Source organism: Marinobacter sp., from assembly GCF_048266785.1.
In the GTDB taxonomy this organism is placed as follows: Bacteria; Pseudomonadota; Gammaproteobacteria; order Pseudomonadales; family Oleiphilaceae; genus Marinobacter.
In genome coordinates, this window is record NZ_JBLWYX010000003.1 from 298,813 (window position 1) to 316,504 (window position 17,692).

Genomic DNA, 17,692 nt, shown 5'->3' on the forward strand with positions numbered 1-17,692 from the left:
CTTCCTCGTTACACCTGCTCTGAAAGAGCCTGACACGTTCCAAATTTAGTGAGAGATATCCATGAGCGAAACCAAACATTCCCGGCTGATCATCCTCGGCTCCGGCCCCGCCGGATACACCGCCGCTGTCTACGCAGCCCGGGCCAACCTCAACCCGACCCTGATCACCGGCATTGAAGTCGGCGGCCAGCTCACTACCACCACCGACGTAGACAACTGGCCCGGAGACAACGACGGTGTTCAGGGCCCCGAGCTCATGCAGCGCATGCTCAAACACGCCGAGCGTTTCGAGACCAGCATCGTTTACGACACCATTAACGAAGCCGACCTGCAAAGCCGCCCTTTCCGCCTAAAAGGCGACAGCGGCGAATACACCTGCGACGCCCTCATCATCGCCACCGGTGCCTCCGCCATGTACCTTGGCCTGGAGTCCGAAGAACGCTTCAAAGGCCAGGGTGTATCCGCCTGCGCCACTTGCGACGGCTTCTTCTACAAAAAACAGAAAGTCGCCGTCATCGGTGGCGGCAACACCGCTGTCGAAGAAGCCCTGTACCTCTCCAACATCGCTGCAGAAGTCACTCTGGTTCACCGTCGTGACAGCCTGCGCGCAGAGAAAATCCTGCAGGACAAACTCTTCGAAAAAGCCGAAAACGGCAACATCAATATCGTTTGGGATCACACCCTCGACGAAGTCCTGGGCGACGGCACCGGCGTAACCGGCATGCGCATAAGAAGCATGAAAAACGACTCCAAACAGGATCTCGACCTGGCCGGCGTCTTCATCGCCATCGGGCACAAGCCCAACACCGGCTTGTTCGAAAATCAATTAGACATGGAAAGCGGCTACATCAAAATCCGCTCTGGCCTGGAAGGCATGGCCACCCAGAGCAGCATACCGGGCGTATTCGCCGCCGGCGACGTAGCCGACCACGTTTACCGCCAAGCCGTGACCTCCGCAGGCTTCGGTTGCATGGCTGCACTGGATGCTGAAAAGTTTCTGGATCAACAGAATTAAGGCTGACTGAAAGCAGGCAACACAAGAGCCTGACGAAGCCGGAGGGCGGGTCGTTCTGAAACTGTGCGAAGCCATGGATGGCGTAGCCAAGCGTACAAGGACGTATCCGCAGCGTGTTTCAGAACGGCCCGCCCTCCGGCTGACACTCTCAAGCACGCGAACTGAGTGATAGACGAAGAACAGGATGACCTCACTACCCTGGCTAGACCCTGACCAACTGTGGTTCCCCCCAGCCGAAGAAGCCCTCGACGACCCCGATGGCCTACTCGCACTGGGCGGAGACCTCTCCACAGAGCGCCTCATCCTCGCCTACCGCAGCGGCATATTTCCCTGGTACAGCGACGACCAGCCCATACTCTGGTGGTCTCCAGACCCTCGCTGTGTGCTCTTCCCCGAAGACATCCACATATCCCGCAGTCTGCGCCGAACGCTGAACCAACGCCGCTTCCATGTCACCGCTGATCAAGCCTTCGGCCGCATCATCCGCCTGTGCGCCTCCACCCGTAGCGAAGGCACCTGGATAACCGACGACATGATCGCCAGTTACTCGGAACTGCACCGCCGGGGCGTAGCTCACTCCATCGAAGTGTGGAACAGGAACGGCGAACTGGCCGGCGGCATGTATGGGGTTGCCATAGGGCAGTGCTTCTTCGGCGAATCCATGTTTTCCCTTGAAACCAACGCGTCGAAAGTACTCATGGTTCATCTTGCCCACCAGCTTCAACACTGGGGCTACCGCATAATGGACTGCCAGGTAGAAAGCGACCACCTTCTCACCATGGGCGCGCGCGCCCTACCCAGAAGTGAGTTTTTATCTATAATCGGTACATACGCAGACCAAAAACCGGATCAGCCCGACTGGACATTCCATTGGCAATGGCGCGGGCCGGAGGCATGAATGAGTAGTCTGAGAACCCTGGTGTTCTTTGCAACGCCTGCCCATGACTGCAGTTACCTGGACGATCGTGAAGCAACAACCATGTTTGTCGACCCTCGTGCCCATATCGACAAAAAGCTCTACAGCCAACTGACCTCGCTGGGTTTCCGGCGTAGCGGATCCCATTATTACCGGCCCCATTGTGAAGCATGCAACGCTTGCATCCCGGTACGGCTGAACGTAAACGACTTCCGCCCGGACCGCAGCCAGCGCCGGATCTTGAAAAAGAACTGCGATCTGGAGTGTACGCTGGTGCCTGCAGCGTTCAGCGAAAGCTATTACCGGCTTTACGCCAACTATGTAGAGCTGAGACATAAGGACGGTGACATGTACCCACCCTCGCGGGAACAGTTCACCTCATTTCTTGTGGAAGGCGCTACGGACGCCTGGTTTCTGGAGATGCGCATCAACGGGGAACTGGTGGCGCTGGCCGCTGTGGATGTTCTGGATGAAGGGCTTTCAGCCATATACACCGTGTTCGATCCAGCGTTTGAACACCGTAGCCTGGGCACCTTCGCCGTTCTCTGGCAAATAGAGGAGGTCCGCCGGCGCAGCCTGCCCCACCTGTATCTGGGCTATTGGATAAAACAGTGCCGCAAAATGAACTATAAAACCCGCTTCAAGCCTATCGAGGCTCTGCAGGCTGGGCAATGGCGGGTGATAGATGCCGTATAACGCCAGCTTTCGGTTAAAAAGGCCTGACAGGAAGAGGTTCAGCGCCTTTTTCACGGGCAACTGACGAACTCACTTTGCCAAACGCTTACAAATCAGGCAGAATTGCGCAATTTAAAATTACGGAAAGTATTCCCAACAGAGGTTTTTACTGAATGGCGAAGACAGATGCTATTGAAATGGAAGGCGTTATTCTTGATACTCTTCCAAACACCATGTTCCGGGTTGAGCTGAGCAACGGGCACGTTGTTACTGCTCACATCTCTGGCAAGATGCGTAAAAACTATATCCGCATCCTGACCGGCGACAAGGTCAAGGTTGAGTTGACGCCTTACGATCTGAGCAAAGGCCGGATTGTGTACCGCGCCCGCTGAGACAACAGCGACTTCCAGAAAGTAAAAAACCGCTGCATCCATGCAGCGGTTTTTTTGTGGGCGGTTTTTACGACGGCCGGGCAGCCGACCTAGACGGCTTCCGCAGGCTCATCCTCATACTCGAATACAAGCTCGTCATCCTTGAGATGGATGAACACATCCCCACCCTTCTCTGCTAACCGGCCAAACAGAATCTGCTCAGCAAGCGGGCGCTTGATCGTGTCCTGAATCAGGCGCGACATCGGGCGGGCGCCCATCGTCACATCATAGCCCTTGTCCGCCAGCCACAGCTTCGCGGCATCATCCACATGCAACACCACATGCTTTTCATCCAGCTGTGCCTGCAACTCAGTCAGGAACTTGTCCACCACATGGGTGATGGTCTCCTTCTTCAAGTCACCAAACTGGATAATGCTATCCAGGCGGTTGCGGAACTCCGGTGTGAAGGTCTTACTGATAATCTCCATGCCATCACTGCTGTGATCCTGCTCACTGAAGCCCATCGAGCGACGAGCCATACTTTCGGCTCCGGCGTTGGTCGTCATCACAAGAATAACGTGGCGGAAGTCAGCCTTGCGCCCGTTGTTATCAGTCAGGGTACCGTGATCCATCACCTGCAGAAGCAGGTTGAAGACTTCCGGGTGCGCCTTCTCGATTTCATCCAGCAACAGAACACAGTGCGGATGTTTGTTAACGGATTCTGTTAACAAGCCGCCCTGGTCATAACCAACATACCCCGGAGGGGCACCAATCAACCGGGAAACCGTGTGACGCTCCATGTACTCAGACATATCGAACCGGACCAATTCCACACCGAGCGCCTTCGCCAACTGCTTGGTCACCTCTGTTTTACCTACGCCCGTGGGCCCGGCAAACAGGAAAGAACCTTCCGGCTTCTCCGGCGCTTTCAAACCGGCACGGGCCAGTTTGATTGCCATTGCCAGGGATTCAATCGCCGGGTCCTGTCCGAATACCACCATCTTGAGATCCCGCTCCAGATTGCGCAGCAGATCCTTGTCGCTGGTGGACACGTTCTTCGGCGGAATACGGGCAATCTTGGCAACCACTTCTTCGATCTCGGGAACATCCACTGTTTTCAGGCGTTTGTCCTCAGGCATCAGGCGCTGCCTTGCGCCTGCTTCATCGATCACGTCAATGGCCTTGTCCGGCAGATGGCGGTCCGTGATGTAACGATCTGCCAGCTCGGCAGCTACTCGTAACGCCCTGTCTGTGTATTTCAGATCGTGGTGCTTTTCAAAGTTCGGCTTCAGTCCTTTGAGTATCTGGTACGTATCCTCAACACTGGGCTCGTTCACATCAATCTTCTGGAAACGACGGGCCAGCGCGCTATCTTTCTCGAAGATACCCCGGAATTCCTGATAGGTAGTGGAACCAATGCAACGGATCTCGCCTGAACTGAGCATAGGCTTGAGGAGGTTCGAGGCATCCATCACCCCACCAGACGCAGATCCTGCACCGATAATGGTATGGATCTCGTCAATGAACAGAATCGCGTGCTTTTCTTTTTTCAGCTCAGCAAGCAACCCCTTGAGGCGTTTCTCGAAGTCACCGCGGTATTTGGTTCCGGCAAGCAAAGCGCCAAGATCAAGCGAGTAAACCACGCCATCGGATATGATATCAGGCACCTGACCATCAACAATGCGCTTGGCCAGCCCTTCTGCAATAGCTGTTTTACCCACACCGGCTTCACCGACCAGCAGGGGGTTATTCTTGCGACGGCGCACGAGAATCTGCACCACTCGTTCAACCTCGTGCTCACGGCCGATCAAAGGGTCGATGCGACCCTGACGAGCCTGTTCATTCAGGTTGGTTGCGTATGTCTCCAGAGGCTTGGACTGACCGCCCTCTTCCCCTGATTCATCGTGTGAAATCTGCTCGTGGCCGTCCTGGTCTTCCGTTCCCGGAACCCGGGAGATTCCATGGGATACGAAGTTGACGACATCAATCCGTGCAACACTCTGTTTCTTGAGCACGTAAACAGCCTGGCTTTCCTGCTCGCTGAAAATGGCAACCAGCACATTAGCGCCAGTAACCTCTTTCTTCCCGGAGGATTGCACGTGAAAGACGGCGCGCTGCAGCACTCTCTGAAAACCGAGCGTTGGCTGGGTCTCGCGCTCATCGTCGCTACTTGGAATCAATGGCGTGGTAGAGTCCACAAACTCCATCAACTCGTCATGAAGTTGCTTGAGGTCTGCACCACAGGCTTTGAGAACACCCACCGCCGACTCATTATCCAACAGGGCCAGCAACAAATGCTCAACCGTCATGAACTCATGACGCTTGTCGCGAGCACTTTTGAAAGCCGTATTCAGCGTAATTTCAAGATCTTTGCTCAGCATGGGCCACCCCAACATCTATCAGTCTGCACATTCAATCTCGCAAAGGAGCGGGTGTTCGCATTCAGAGGAATACTGATTCACCTGTGCCGCCTTTGTTTCCGCGATGTCCCGGGTATAAACCCCGCATACAGCCTTTCCTTGCGTATGGACGAGCAGCATCACCTGTGTCGCCTTTTCTTCATTCATTCCGAAGAATGTCATCAGCACATCCACAACAAAGTCCATGGGCGTGTAATCGTCGTTCAGAAGCATCACCTTATATTGAGCTGGACGCTTCAGTGCAGGCTTTTCGGGAGCAACGCTGAGGTCGTCGTGACGCCCCGGCTGTTCATCCTCCCCCTGGTTTAATACTAGTAGAGAATTTTCGATAGTCCGCATCATTCTTTACCGGTTATCGGTGCCTTTCATCAATGTGGTTGTCTGGACCCGGGTTTTCAAGTCAGACGCAGGCCCGGGCGTGAGTTATTTATCAGTACGAACATGATACCGCTTCCGGACTGCGTTCAACCACACATTACCGCAATAGAAGCTATTGACTCGACCCCGGGTTTCGCCGACAGTTAAGCTACACTGTAAAATAATGTAAACACATGAGTGTTTCATGTAACAGGAACCGACAGATACGCGCCGTCTAAAACGGTCAGCGCGTTGAACAAAAATAAAACGATCAACTGAACTACAACAAGTGACAGCAAAAGAACAAGGGAGTTCATCATGCCAAGAGGCAAAGTAAAGTGGTTCAACAATGCCAAAGGGTACGGTTTCATCATAGAAGATGGCTGCAGTGACGACCTGTTTGCCCACTTTTCATCTGTCCAGATGGACGGCTACAAAACACTGAAAGCAGGTCAGGCGGTCAATTTCGACAAGAAGCCCAGCGACAAGGGTGTGCATGCCGTAAACATCATACCTGATGAGCACTCGGGCAAGCAGGCTCAAACCGAGGCGGACACGCCAGAATCTCCGGAACAGACTGACGGAACCACTGAGGCAGACGGCGGCTCCTCTCCTCACGCGGCGAACGGCTAAGGCGCACCTGCCAGGCAGGCTGCCCCATTTTCTGAACGCTCCTGCCGGATAAAACCGGTGGGGTCTGTCCGCTGACCCTGTGCGCGAGGCATACACCCTGCCTTACGCTTTCAAACGCCGCTTTTTATAAGTACCCTTCCGTCTGGTTTCAATTCCCCCCCCGGGAGCAGACTCTATGGCTGAACTCATCCTTTTTAACAAACCCTTTCAGGTACTCAGCCAGTTTACCGATGAGCGCACAGCCGCAGGGCAAAAACCGCGCGCCACGCTGGCTGACTGGATCCGCGTTCGTGACGTCTACCCGGCCGGGAGGCTGGACTACGACTCCGAAGGCCTGCTTCTTCTGACCAGTGACGGCGCATTGCAGCACCGTATAGCGTCACCTGCTTTGAAAATGCCAAAAACCTACTGGGTTCAAGTTGAAGGCACGATTACCCCAAACGCTATTGCCCAGCTTTGTGCCGGCGTAGTACTTAAAGATGGCCGCACACGACCGGCGAAAGCCCGCAGGATGGAAGAACCGGAACTCTGGCCCAGGACCCCGCCGGTACGCCACCGAGAGACGGTATCCACCAGTTGGCTGGAGCTCATCATAACCGAAGGCCGTAACAGGCAGGTGCGGCGGATGACGGCGGCCGCTGGCTTTCCAACACTGCGATTGATCCGCTATCGTATCGGTGACTGGTCGCTGGATGGGCTTGAACCAGGGAGCTGCCGGAAAATCTTCGTCAATTTGCCTGCAGCCGTGCAACCCGGAAAACGCCCGGCCAGAGCCCGACCCGCCACAACGCCACGGAGGCACCCAAAATCATGACCTGGACACCCCATGCCACAGTAGCCGTGGTTGTTGAAGATGCACAAGGCCGATTCCTGATGGTTGAAGAACACAGCAGCGGCCGTGTTGTGTTCAACCAGCCCGCAGGACACGTAGAGGAGGACGAGGCAATTCTCGACGCGGTCCGACGAGAGGCACTTGAGGAAACCGGCTGGGAAATCGAACCAGAGCATTTTCTCGGGCTTTATACCTACAAAGCACCGGCAAACGGCGTCACTTATTATCGTTTCTGCTTTATAGGAAAAGCGCGTCAGCAGGTAACCGATGAACTCGACGGGGGCATCATCGCTGCGCATTGGTTATCACTTGAAGACATCCGACAGTTGGGCGACAAACTCCGTAGCCCGCTGGTTATAAAAAGCATAGAAGATTACCGAAACGGTCGATGTTATCCGCTGGATGTGATCTCAGGTTCGCAGACGTAACCGGCACAAAATGGTAAACTCCCGCGTTTTAAACCGGTGCCCAGAATTGTCATGACGAATCCATCATCCGAAGCCCACTCCCCGGAGAACACTCACGTAATCGTTGGCATGTCCGGCGGTGTCGATTCCTCGGTCGCGGCCTGGTTGCTGAAAGATCAGGGATATCAGGTCGAAGGCCTGTTCATGAAGAACTGGGATGAAGACGACGGTACCGAATATTGTACCGCCATGACCGACCTGGCAGACGCTCAGGCAGTTGCGGACACCATCGGTATCAAGCTCCATACTGCGAGTTTCGCTGCCGAATACTGGGATCGCGTATTCGAGCATTTCCTTTCCGAGTACCAGGCGGGGCGCACCCCGAATCCCGACATTCTCTGCAATAAAGAGGTCAAGTTCCGGGCTTTTCTCGACTATGCCACCACCCTGGGTGCTGATTATATTGCCACTGGCCACTATACCCGCCAGCGCCCGCTTGCGGATGGGTCAGGCAAAGCACTTTTGTTGAAAGGCCTGGACGGCAACAAGGATCAAAGCTACTTCCTGCATGCGGTTTCCGGTGATCGCATAGCCCGCACGCTATTCCCGGTCGGCGAGCTGGAAAAACCCGAAGTTCGCCGGATTGCCGAGCAGCAGAGGTTCATCACCCACGACAAGAAAGACTCCACCGGTATCTGTTTTATCGGTGAGCGCAAATTCAGCGATTTCCTGAAGCAATACCTGCCTGCACAGCCCGGCGACATTGAAACACCGGAAGGCCAAAAGATCGGCCGACACCAGGGGCTTATGTATCACACCATAGGCCAGCGCCAAGGCCTTGGAATAGGCGGGCTCAGCGACTTTGGAGACGACCCCTGGTACGTCGCGGGCAAAGACCTTGAGCGCAACGTGCTAACGGCCGTTCAGGGGAAGCACCACGCATTATTGTTCTCCCGCGGCTTGCTGTCCGATCCGATCGACTGGGTTGCGGGAGAGCCACCGGCACAATTGTTCCGTTGCAAGGCGAAAACCCGCTACCGCCAGCCTGACCAGGATTGCGAAGTCACAGTTATTGAGGGTGGTGTGAAAGTCGTTTTTGATGAAGCCCAGCGTGCCGTCACGCCCGGGCAATCGGTGGTTTTTTATGACGGAGAGAATTGTCTCGGAGGCGGTGTGATCACAGAGACCTGGCGTGACGACGAAGCCCTCCCAGAGCGCCTCTCGCTCGCCGTTGTTCAGGAAGCACACCCATGAGCCGATCGATTCACGATCAAACACTCGCTCTGGCGGGGATATTCCAGGCCGCCAATCTGGTTCAGCAAATCGCTAACAACGGCAGTTGCAATCAGACCAGCCTGGAAACCTGCCTGCGCTCGCTGTTTGCCACCGATCCTGCCAATACCCTCGATGTTTATGGTGGTGAACTTGCAGATGTTCGTGAAGGGCTGGTTACGCTTTCTACTGTCATGAGTGATCAAAAGAAACAGCAGGACATCGAGGTACTGCGTTACGTGTTGAACCTCATTCACCTGGAATCCAGGCTCAACCGGCACAACGACATGCTGGAAGTGATTGGCAGCCGTATCGAACAGGCCCGGCACACCGCCAGCCACTTTGGCTATGTGCATTCGAATCTGATCAGCAACCTGGCTTCTATTTATACAGATACCATAAGCACCTTCAGCCTGCGCATTCAGGTGAGCGGCAACCCCTCACTGCTGCAACGGGACGAGAATGCCGCCAAAGTCCGGGCGCTTCTGCTCGCAGGCATTCGCTCAGCGGTGCTCTGGAGGCAATCCGGCGGGCGTCGCTGGCAACTGGTTTTGTCGCGGCGCAAGGTGATCCAGCAGGCCCGGGAACTTGCGGAGCAGGCAAACCGATCGCTTGATAACTGATCTGTTACCACTGATTCACTGGCGGCGCTGGTGTATTATGGTACATCCCCTTTTTCTGAACCGAGTCTTTGATCATTTGAGAGGTTTTCGATGGAACTTAACGCCCTGACCGCCATTTCTCCGGTCGATGGTCGCTATGGCAGTAAAGTCAGCGTTTTCCGTGACATTTTCAGTGAGTACGGCCTGATCAGGAACCGTGTAACGGTCGAGATACGGTGGCTTCAGCAGCTGGCCGCACACCCGGGAATCATCGAAGTTCCGGCATTTACCTCGAAGGCGAATGCTTTTCTGGATCAGATGGTCAGTGGGTTCGGCCTGCAAGATGCTGAGCGCATCAAGGAAATCGAGCGCACCACAAACCACGACGTAAAAGCCGTTGAGTACTTCATCAAGGAAAAAATTGCCGGGGTTCCCGAGCTTCACGCGGTAACCGAATTTGTTCACTTTGCCTGCACCTCCGAGGACATCAACAACCTCTCCCACGCACTGATGCTGCGCGAAGGCCTGGATAATGGCCTGCTACCAGCCATGAGCCAGATTGCTGACAAGCTGGGCAAACTTGCTCAGGAACATGCTGAACAGCCAATGTTGTCCCGCACCCACGGTCAGACGGCCTCTCCAACCACCGTTGGCAAGGAGTTCGCCAACGTGGTGTACCGCCTTCACCGGCAGATCAAGCAAGTCCGTGGCATTGAGATTCTTGGCAAGATCAACGGTGCCGTTGGTAACTACAACGCCCACATTTCCGCCTATCCGGATGTCGACTGGGCCGCCAACGCCAAAGCCTTTATTGAACGCCTCGGCCTCAATTTCAATCCATACACTACCCAGATTGAACCCCACGACTACATCGCTGAACTCTACGATGCCGTCGCCCGCTTCAACACCATCGTGATCGATCTTGACCGGGATATCTGGGGTTATATTTCACTGGGTTACTTCAAACAGAAGACCATTGAAGGCGAAGTGGGTTCCTCCACCATGCCGCACAAGGTCAACCCGATCGATTTTGAAAACTCCGAAGGCAACCTCGGCATTGCCAACGCACTGCTTGGTCACCTTTCAGCCAAACTGCCAATTTCGCGTTGGCAGCGCGATCTGACCGACTCCACCGTGCTGCGCAACCTGGGCGTCGGTTTTGCCCACAGCCTGATCGCCTATGAGGCCACTCTCAAGGGTCTGGGCAAGCTGGAGATAAACCCGGCACGCCTTGATGAGGATCTCGACAAAGCCTGGGAAGTGCTTGCGGAGCCTATCCAGACCGTGATGCGCAGGTACAACATTGAAAAGCCCTATGAAAAACTCAAGGCTCTCACACGCGGCAAGACCATGACGCCAGAGGTTATCAGAAACTTTGTACAAAGCCTTGAGATGCCCGATAGCGCAAAGGCTGAGCTGATGGCTCTGACACCGGGTAACTACATCGGCAACGCCGTTGATCAGGCTCGCAACATCTGAATTGAGGAAGCACACTATGGATATGCTCGGCGGAATTTCCCCTTCTGAGTTTCTGAGGGACTACTGGCAAAAAAAGCCACTGGTCATCCGCCAGGCATTTCCCGGCTTCCAGTGTCCTGTAGATGCCGACGAGCTGGCGGGCCTCGCCTGTGAAGAGGGTGTGGAATCACGCATCATTATCGAAAACGATGACGGCAAACCCTGGCAACTGCACAACGGCCCCTTCTCGGAGGACCGCTTCAGCCAGCTCCCTGAGCAGGACTGGACCTTGCTCGTGCAGGGTCTGGACCACTGGGTTCCGGAAGTTGCAGATCTGCTGGAGCATTTCCGTTTCGTGCCCAACTGGCGCTTGGACGACATCATGGCGAGCTATGCGCCCAAAGGCGGCAGCGTAGGGCCTCACTATGACCAATACGATGTGTTTCTGCTGCAGGCGCAGGGACACAGACGCTGGACATTCGGCGGTCGTTGCGATCCCACCTCGCCCCGGGTAGAGGGTACACCCCTGCGCATACTCAGCGGCTGGGAAGGTGAAGAAACCGTGACCCTTGAGCCCGGCGACATGCTGTATCTGCCCCCGGGCATTGGCCATCACGGTGTCGCCGAAGACGATTGTATTACCCTCTCGGTGGGCTTCCGCGCACCGACCGTCGACGATCTGCTTACCGGATTTACCGACTTTCTGTGTAACCAGGCGGGGGCCGACGAACACATGAACGATCCGGACCTGCAGGTTCAGGATAATCCGGGCACCATAGCACCGGGCGTTATTGACCGACTGCAAGCGATTCTGACGGAAAAACTCGACGACAAGCGGCAACTGGCTCTGTGGTTTGGCCAGTACGCTACCGCACCGAAAAACACGGATGTGGTAGTGCCTGCGGATGAACCCGCCTCAGATGAAGACATCGCCGAAGCCATCCGGGCTGGTGAGCAGCTACGCTGGAATGAAGGTTCGCGCTTTGCGTACCATGAAGAACGCGACGAAACCGCCCTGTTTGCAGACGGCGAGCAGTTTCTGCTTAAAGGCGATGCGCGCCCGCTGGCCCCCTTGCTCTGCGCAGGTGCCCGCATTGACATGAACGCCTTGGCTCAGTTTGCCGGAGACCCTGCCCTGCTCGGCCTGATGACCACTCTGTACAATCAGGGCTCAGTGTATTTCGAGTAATGCCATGACCGTCCGGATTCGAAAATACAGCTGGCAGCTTGCCCCCGGGGCTATCCGGGACATCCGTCAGAGGGTGTTCGTTGAAGAGCAGAAGGTGCCACCTGAACTGGAGTGGGACGCCACCGACGAGATTGCTGATCATTTTCTCGCGGTTCTGCCCGATAACACGCCGGCGGGAGTGGCCCGCCTGTTCTCCACCTTGGGCGAAACCGCCCACATCGGACGCATGGCCATACTGCCGGAATTCCGGGGCCGGGGTATCGGTGAGGCCCTGCTCCGGCATTTGATCACAGAATCGTCCGGCCAGTATCCGGAACTGAAACTCTCTGCCCAACAACACGCCATTGCCTTCTATCAGCGTGCGGGGTTTCACGTTTGTTCCGAGCCCTACGACGATGCGGGCATACCACATGTGGATATGCGCTGCCTTGCCCCTGCGCTGCTTGAAAATCAGACCGAATCCGGAAGGACTCACCCCATGTTGTTGGGCGCGGATACGCAATCCTGGCTCTTCGATAACGAAAGCAACATGCTCGACCTGATGGACACCATGGTTGGCCAGACAGGCCAGCGGTTATGGTTGTATGACCGGGTGCTGGATCACGAGCGTTATAACCGCCACAGGTTCAAGGAACTGGTATCAAGCCTTGCACGCCGCCACAGGCTCAGCGAGGTCCGCCTGCTTATCCATGATGATCAGCCTCTGGTGAAGCGCCGCCATCAACTGGTCGAACTGATGCGCAGAATTCCCAGCCGTATTGAACTGAGACTGGTCAACAGCGACTACCCGTATGAGGATCAGCCTTTTATCCTCGCAGACAGGGAAGGCGTGGTCTACAGACATGACTTTACCCGACCCTCAGGGTTTGCCAGGTTCTCCGACAGCGGCCGTGTAAGGCTGCTGTCGGAGAACTTTCAACGCATGTGGGATGCCGGGCGCAGCTCGCTTGAACTTCGCGAGTTACCGCTCTGATTGATGCGCCAACGGCACATCCGCAGATTCGAAGCGCGCGCCAAAGGGCGCGAACTCCTCATCAACTTCTTGCGCGACTTCTGAAATCAGCCTGCGAAGCCATTGGTGATCAGAGTTGTGTTGCAACAGCGGACTCCAAGCCATTTTAAGCTCGAAAGGCGGTATCTCGAAGGGTGGGATTTTCACGACCAGGTTGGCATTGTCTTTTTGCAGCCAGGCCGCCCGGGACGGAAGCGTGGCAATAAGGTCGTGCTGCTCCGCCAAAAGCATCGCCGACTGATAGTGCCGCGTAAAGACCGAGATCTGCCGCTTGCTCCCCATTCTCGATAAGGCCTCATCAACCCAGCCAAGGCGCTGAACGTCTTTCGGGTTTACCCCTACACCCACGCCAAATCCGGTTTTACTGACCCATATATGGCTGGCGCCCAGGTACGTATCCAATGTGAATGGCTCTTTCAATATCGGGTTACGGGCATTCATCAGGCAGGCAAAGTATTCAATCCACAGGGTTTTCTGATGAAAAGACTGGGGGATCTTGTCGAACCGGTTGATCGCCATATCAAGACGACCCTGCTCCACGTCCAGAAAGCTCACATCGCTTGGGGTCAGAACGTCAAGCGTAACGTGTGGCGCCTCTTGGCGAATCCGCCGCAGAACCCGGGGCATAAGACAGGATTCAGCATAATCGCTGGCCATAATGCGGAATACCCGCTGGCTTTCCAGAGCCGCAAACGGCGTCTTTTCCTGCACTGCCTGCTCAATATCTGAAAGTATGCTTCGGACCAACGGCTGCAGCTCCCGCGCACGCTCTGTTGCGGTCATGCCCTCGCTGGTCCGCACCAGCAACGGGTCAGCAAACAGATCGCGTAAGCGGCGCAAGCTGTTACTCATGGCCGGCTGCGTAATACCAAGATGGTTAGCCGCCTTGGTGACATTGCGCTCCCTGAGCAATACATCCAGATAAACAAGAAGATTAAGATCAATGCGGGAAATATCCATGCACAGCTCCGAGGAAAAACAACCGACTACCGATCAGGCGCCAAGCAAACACCCATTCACAAAGGCAATATACCGAAAACAATTGATTCATGAAATAAATACAAAAGATGAACTTTCACATTTGATTCCAGATTCAATGTCGTATTTCTGCTAATCTTTCTGATAGTTGCCGGAGGTGGTCGACATTTCAGGTCAGAATTCTGTACCAGGCATGACTTGCCTAAAAGCCGGAGTCATTACGCAAATATGAATACCATTACTATTGTCCTTGCCTTGGCAGCCATCGTTGTGATTTCGATCGTTGTTATCGTCATCAGCCAAATGCGCGAGAAGGCCAAGATTGAACGTGTTCGCAAAATTACCGCGCTGGAGGACAGTTACAAACGATGTAATCGCCTGCTCTCCGAGCTGCCCGGACAATATCTGACACCGGATCTGAAGTTGCTGCTACTCAGGCGGATGGAAGATGTGTGCAATGACCTTGCAGGGCTTAAATCCGGACTACCGGTTGAGCAGTGGCGCGAAAGCCTGCTTAAGAGAAAAAACCTGGTTCGGGAAAACAGGGATGACGTAAAACCTGTAAAAATCGATTCAGCCGAAAAATCTTCCTACGTTAAGGAGCTTCTGCAAAACCTGTTCAAGATGATCGAAGCCATGCACAAAAGTGGCCGCATAGATGGCACAACTGCGAAGAAGAACCTGAAATATGTTTTGTTTCTGGTTCACAAAACCCACGCAGATCTTCACGTTTTCCAGGCCCGTGACCATATACGCCAGAACCAGATACGAAAAGCAATTCACTCCTACCACCTGGCGAGCACGGAGATGGGCAAATCCCGGGACAACCCGCTTGCCATGAAAGCCGTCAAAAGTTTCCGCACCCGGATCAAGGAGCTTGAGGCTATGAACATGGGTGGCGACGGCAGCACCTTTGCGGAATCTCAATCCAACATGGATAAGCAGTGGGACACTTTTCTCCACGATGAAGAGTGGAAGAAGAAAGCCGACTATGATGACTGAATGCGTGATCCGGGCAGTATAACTGCCCGCAAACAGGGACAGTGACATCCGTGACCAGAGGCTTTAAACACCGGCTTTCCTTCCGGCTCACCCGCGACACAGTGTTAATCGCGATGGTGCTGGGCCTTATTCTCAACGCTGTACAAATCACCCTGGACTATTTCGGCGCCCGCAATGCCATGGAAGCGGACATTCAGGCATTAATCGAAATAAGCCACAGCCCAGCCTCACAGATCGCCTACAACATAAATATTCGCTTGGCGGAAGAGCTGCTCGACGGCCTTCTGAAGCACCCCGCTACCATTGACGCCCGGATAGTCGATAACGATTACAGCACCATGGCTGCAGCCAGCAAGAGAAGCCCCGACTCGCCCTGCCGCTGGATCAGTGACAAACTGTTTGGCCAGAGCCGGGTATTCAGCAAGGAGCTGCAGGTTCCACAGCTCGACAACCTTCCCCTTGGCCAGCTTGTTGTCACAATTGACACCTACCATTACGGCTTGCAGTTTCTCGAGCGGGCAAGCTATACGCTGGTCAGCGGGCTACTGAAAAGTCTGATACTTTCGGCTTCGTTACTTGCCATTTTCTATCTGCTCCTCACAAGGCCGATGCTCAGCGTGATAAGCGCGCTGAGCCAGGTTAAAGCCAGCTCACCTGAAAAAGTCCGGTTGCCGGTGCCTCCAGGGCACCAGCAGGATGAAATAGGCACCATGGTGGGGATTATCAATCAACACCTGGAAACCACCGACTCCAGCCTGGCCCAACTCCGCAAAGCGGAAAGCGCAATGAAAAACTATTCCAGCGAGCTGGAGCAAGAGGTCGAAGGCCGGACCCGGGAAATATCAGACAAAAACCAGGCGCTGCAAAGGGGGAACCGGGCACTGGTTAAAGCCAAGGAAGACGCCATGCGCAGAGCCAGGGCGAGAGCGAATTTTCTGGCCAGCATGAGCCACGAAATACGTACGCCGCTGAACGGTGTGCTTGGCATGATTGGGCTGGTGCTGGAGGGTGAACAGGATTCCGCGAAGCGCCATCGTCTTCAAATCGCGTTGTCGGCTGGTGAAAGCCTGCTCGGAATACTCAATGATATTCTGGACATTTCCAAGGTTGAAGCCGGAAAGCTCAATCTGGAACACATCCCGTTTGACCTGCGTGGGCTGATTGAAGAATGCGCAACCTTGCATACCCAGCAGGCGCGCAAAAAAGGCATTGATCTAATTGCAGAAACAGGCATGGACTTCCCGAGTCGTTTTCTCGGTGACCCGACCCGTATTCGCCAGATTCTCAACAACCTACTGAGCAATGCCATCAAGTTCACCGACTCTGGCAACGTGCGTATCACAGCTCGCTATTCCGCCAGCATTCTGACCATCGAGGTAACTGATACTGGCATCGGCATGAGCAAAGAAGGACTACGCCGGATATTCTCACCCTTTTCACAGGCCGACACTCAAACCACGCGCCTATACGGCGGCACCGGGTTGGGGTTAACGTTATGCCGCCAACTTGTTGAGCGTATGCATGGTGAAATAAAGGTCGACTCCCAGGAATGGCAGGGAACCTGCTTTACCGTCACCCTGCCACTGCATGTTTATGCCGGCCCGGACATTGAAAGGCCCGAACAGATTTCGGTACCCACCGACTTGCTCGACAGCAGCGCGCTCCCGCAAGACAAGGATGCCGTCGCTGAGTTGGCACCCCATCCGGATTTGACCGACCAGATCGGGGACGTTCAGCTCCAGCACCCCCTTCGAATACTGTTGGTCGAAGACAACGAAGTAAACCAGATGGTTGCTAACACCCTGCTGAAAAAAATGGGACACCACATAGACGTAGCGGACAACGGCCAACTGGCAATTGAAGCACTGGAACAGAGGCATTACGACCTGGTGCTTATGGACTGTCAGATGCCGGTTATGGACGGCTTTGAAACCACGCAAAGGATTCGCAAAAACCCGGAGTGGCGCGAGCTACCGGTGATCGCTGTTACCGCCAACGTGATGCAGGGCGATAGAGACGACTGCTTCGCTTGTGGCATGAACGACTACATCACCAAGCCATATAACCGCAGCCAGCTGAGTGCTGCGATCAGGCGTTGGACGCCTTCCCCGCCTGAACGTCAATAGCCCTCAGTACGGCGTTGAGTTCATTTCGCAGCGCCAGCAGTCGCTCCGGGGCCACATCCAGGCCGCACAGAAGTTTCTTTGGTATCAGTGCGGCCAACTCCCTGAGTTCCTCGCCTTGTGGGGTCAACGACAGGGTGACCACACGCTCGTCCTCCACATTGCGGTCCCGACAAACCAGCCCTCGCAAAGCCAGCCTTTTCAATAGCGGGGTAAGCGTGCCCGAATCAAGCCGCAAGCGCGCCCCAAGATCGGAAACACGGGTTGCCTGACCGGCCCCGGCGCGCTCCCAAAGCACGAGCATCACCAAGTACTGAGGGTATGTCAGTTCCAGCTCTGCAAGCAGCGGGCGATACCGGGCAGTGATCGCCCGGTTAGCCGCGTACAGGCTGAAACAGATCTGGTTATCCAGTGCGAGTAAATCGTTCAC

Annotated in this window: 18 protein-coding genes; 14 read left to right on the forward strand and 4 right to left on the reverse strand. The window is 55.0% G+C overall.

Annotation, left to right across the window (positions count from 1 at the left end; all coding sequences use genetic code 11):
• Positions 1-61: 61 nt before the first annotated feature.
• From trxB to infA, 4 genes are all read left to right on the forward strand, one after another.
• Entirely contained in the window at positions 62-1,015 is a 954-nt protein-coding gene (gene trxB / locus ACN0V1_RS06870; protein ID WP_417544289.1) for a thioredoxin-disulfide reductase, read from the forward strand.
• A gap of 184 nt (positions 1,016-1,199) precedes the next feature.
• Complete coding sequence (gene aat, locus ACN0V1_RS06875; RefSeq protein WP_417544290.1) at positions 1,200-1,913, forward strand: leucyl/phenylalanyl-tRNA--protein transferase; 714 nt, start codon at positions 1,200-1,202, stop codon at positions 1,911-1,913.
• On the forward strand, positions 1,914-2,627 hold the full coding sequence (locus ACN0V1_RS06880) for an arginyltransferase (RefSeq protein ID WP_417544291.1): 714 nt from the start codon (positions 1,914-1,916) through the stop codon (positions 2,625-2,627).
• A 152-nt stretch (positions 2,628-2,779) separates the two neighbouring features.
• Complete coding sequence (infA, locus tag ACN0V1_RS06885) at positions 2,780-2,998, forward strand: translation initiation factor IF-1 (RefSeq protein WP_071263575.1); 219 nt, start codon at positions 2,780-2,782, stop codon at positions 2,996-2,998.
• A gap of 89 nt (positions 2,999-3,087) precedes the next feature.
• On the opposite strand, the gene clpA is transcribed toward infA, so the two are convergent.
• Complete coding sequence (clpA, locus tag ACN0V1_RS06890) at positions 3,088-5,358, reverse strand: ATP-dependent Clp protease ATP-binding subunit ClpA (RefSeq protein ID WP_417544292.1); 2,271 nt, start codon at positions 5,356-5,358, stop codon at positions 3,088-3,090.
• A gap of 18 nt (positions 5,359-5,376) precedes the next feature.
• A complete protein-coding gene (clpS, locus tag ACN0V1_RS06895) occupies positions 5,377-5,736 on the reverse strand; it encodes an ATP-dependent Clp protease adapter ClpS (RefSeq protein ID WP_144777205.1) in 360 nt (119 codons plus the stop codon).
• Between the two features lie 336 nt (positions 5,737-6,072).
• On the opposite strand from clpS, the gene ACN0V1_RS06900 reads away from it, so the two are divergent.
• The 8 genes from ACN0V1_RS06900 (at position 6,073) to ACN0V1_RS06935 (ending at position 13,120) form a co-directional block, all read left to right on the forward strand.
• Positions 6,073-6,387, forward strand: coding sequence for a cold shock domain-containing protein (locus tag ACN0V1_RS06900; protein WP_417544293.1), 315 nt, complete (start codon positions 6,073-6,075; stop codon positions 6,385-6,387).
• 175 nt (positions 6,388-6,562) lie between these two features.
• Positions 6,563-7,201: a pseudouridine synthase gene (locus ACN0V1_RS06905; RefSeq protein WP_417544294.1), complete on the forward strand. Its 639-nt coding sequence runs from the start codon at positions 6,563-6,565 to the stop codon at positions 7,199-7,201.
• Entirely contained in the window at positions 7,198-7,647 is a 450-nt protein-coding gene (locus ACN0V1_RS06910; RefSeq protein WP_417544295.1) for an NUDIX hydrolase, read from the forward strand. Before ACN0V1_RS06905 ends, ACN0V1_RS06910 begins: the two co-directional genes overlap by 4 nt.
• 51 nt (positions 7,648-7,698) lie before the next feature.
• Complete coding sequence (mnmA, locus tag ACN0V1_RS06915) at positions 7,699-8,880, forward strand: tRNA 2-thiouridine(34) synthase MnmA (RefSeq protein WP_417544296.1); 1,182 nt, start codon at positions 7,699-7,701, stop codon at positions 8,878-8,880.
• Positions 8,877-9,521, forward strand: coding sequence for a high frequency lysogenization protein HflD (hflD, locus tag ACN0V1_RS06920; protein WP_417544297.1), 645 nt, complete (start codon positions 8,877-8,879; stop codon positions 9,519-9,521). The genes mnmA and hflD overlap by 4 nt, the downstream gene beginning before the upstream one ends.
• A gap of 90 nt (positions 9,522-9,611) precedes the next feature.
• Entirely contained in the window at positions 9,612-10,979 is a 1,368-nt protein-coding gene (purB, locus tag ACN0V1_RS06925; RefSeq protein WP_417544298.1) for an adenylosuccinate lyase, read from the forward strand.
• A gap of 16 nt (positions 10,980-10,995) precedes the next feature.
• Positions 10,996-12,147 (forward strand): JmjC domain-containing protein, encoded by a 1,152-nt coding sequence (locus ACN0V1_RS06930; protein ID WP_417544299.1) that lies wholly within the window; start codon positions 10,996-10,998, stop codon positions 12,145-12,147.
• A gap of 4 nt (positions 12,148-12,151) precedes the next feature.
• Complete coding sequence (locus ACN0V1_RS06935) at positions 12,152-13,120, forward strand: GNAT family N-acetyltransferase (protein ID WP_417544300.1); 969 nt, start codon at positions 12,152-12,154, stop codon at positions 13,118-13,120.
• Here ACN0V1_RS06935 and ACN0V1_RS06940 read toward each other — a convergent pair.
• Positions 13,109-14,119, reverse strand: a complete 1,011-nt coding sequence (locus ACN0V1_RS06940) for a LysR family transcriptional regulator (RefSeq protein WP_417544301.1) — start codon at positions 14,117-14,119, stop codon at positions 13,109-13,111. The genes ACN0V1_RS06935 and ACN0V1_RS06940 overlap by 12 nt on opposite strands.
• A gap of 246 nt (positions 14,120-14,365) precedes the next feature.
• On the opposite strand from ACN0V1_RS06940, the gene ACN0V1_RS06945 reads away from it, so the two are divergent.
• Positions 14,366-15,139 (forward strand): hypothetical protein, encoded by a 774-nt coding sequence (locus tag ACN0V1_RS06945; protein WP_417544302.1) that lies wholly within the window; start codon positions 14,366-14,368, stop codon positions 15,137-15,139.
• Positions 15,140-15,252: 113 nt separating this feature from the next.
• Complete coding sequence (locus ACN0V1_RS06950) at positions 15,253-17,265, forward strand: ATP-binding protein (protein WP_417544391.1); 2,013 nt, start codon at positions 15,253-15,255, stop codon at positions 17,263-17,265.
• On the opposite strand, the gene ACN0V1_RS06955 is transcribed toward ACN0V1_RS06950, so the two are convergent.
• Complete coding sequence (locus ACN0V1_RS06955) at positions 17,228-17,692, reverse strand: MarR family winged helix-turn-helix transcriptional regulator (protein ID WP_417544303.1); 465 nt, start codon at positions 17,690-17,692, stop codon at positions 17,228-17,230. The two genes, ACN0V1_RS06950 and ACN0V1_RS06955, sit on opposite strands and share 38 nt — an antisense overlap.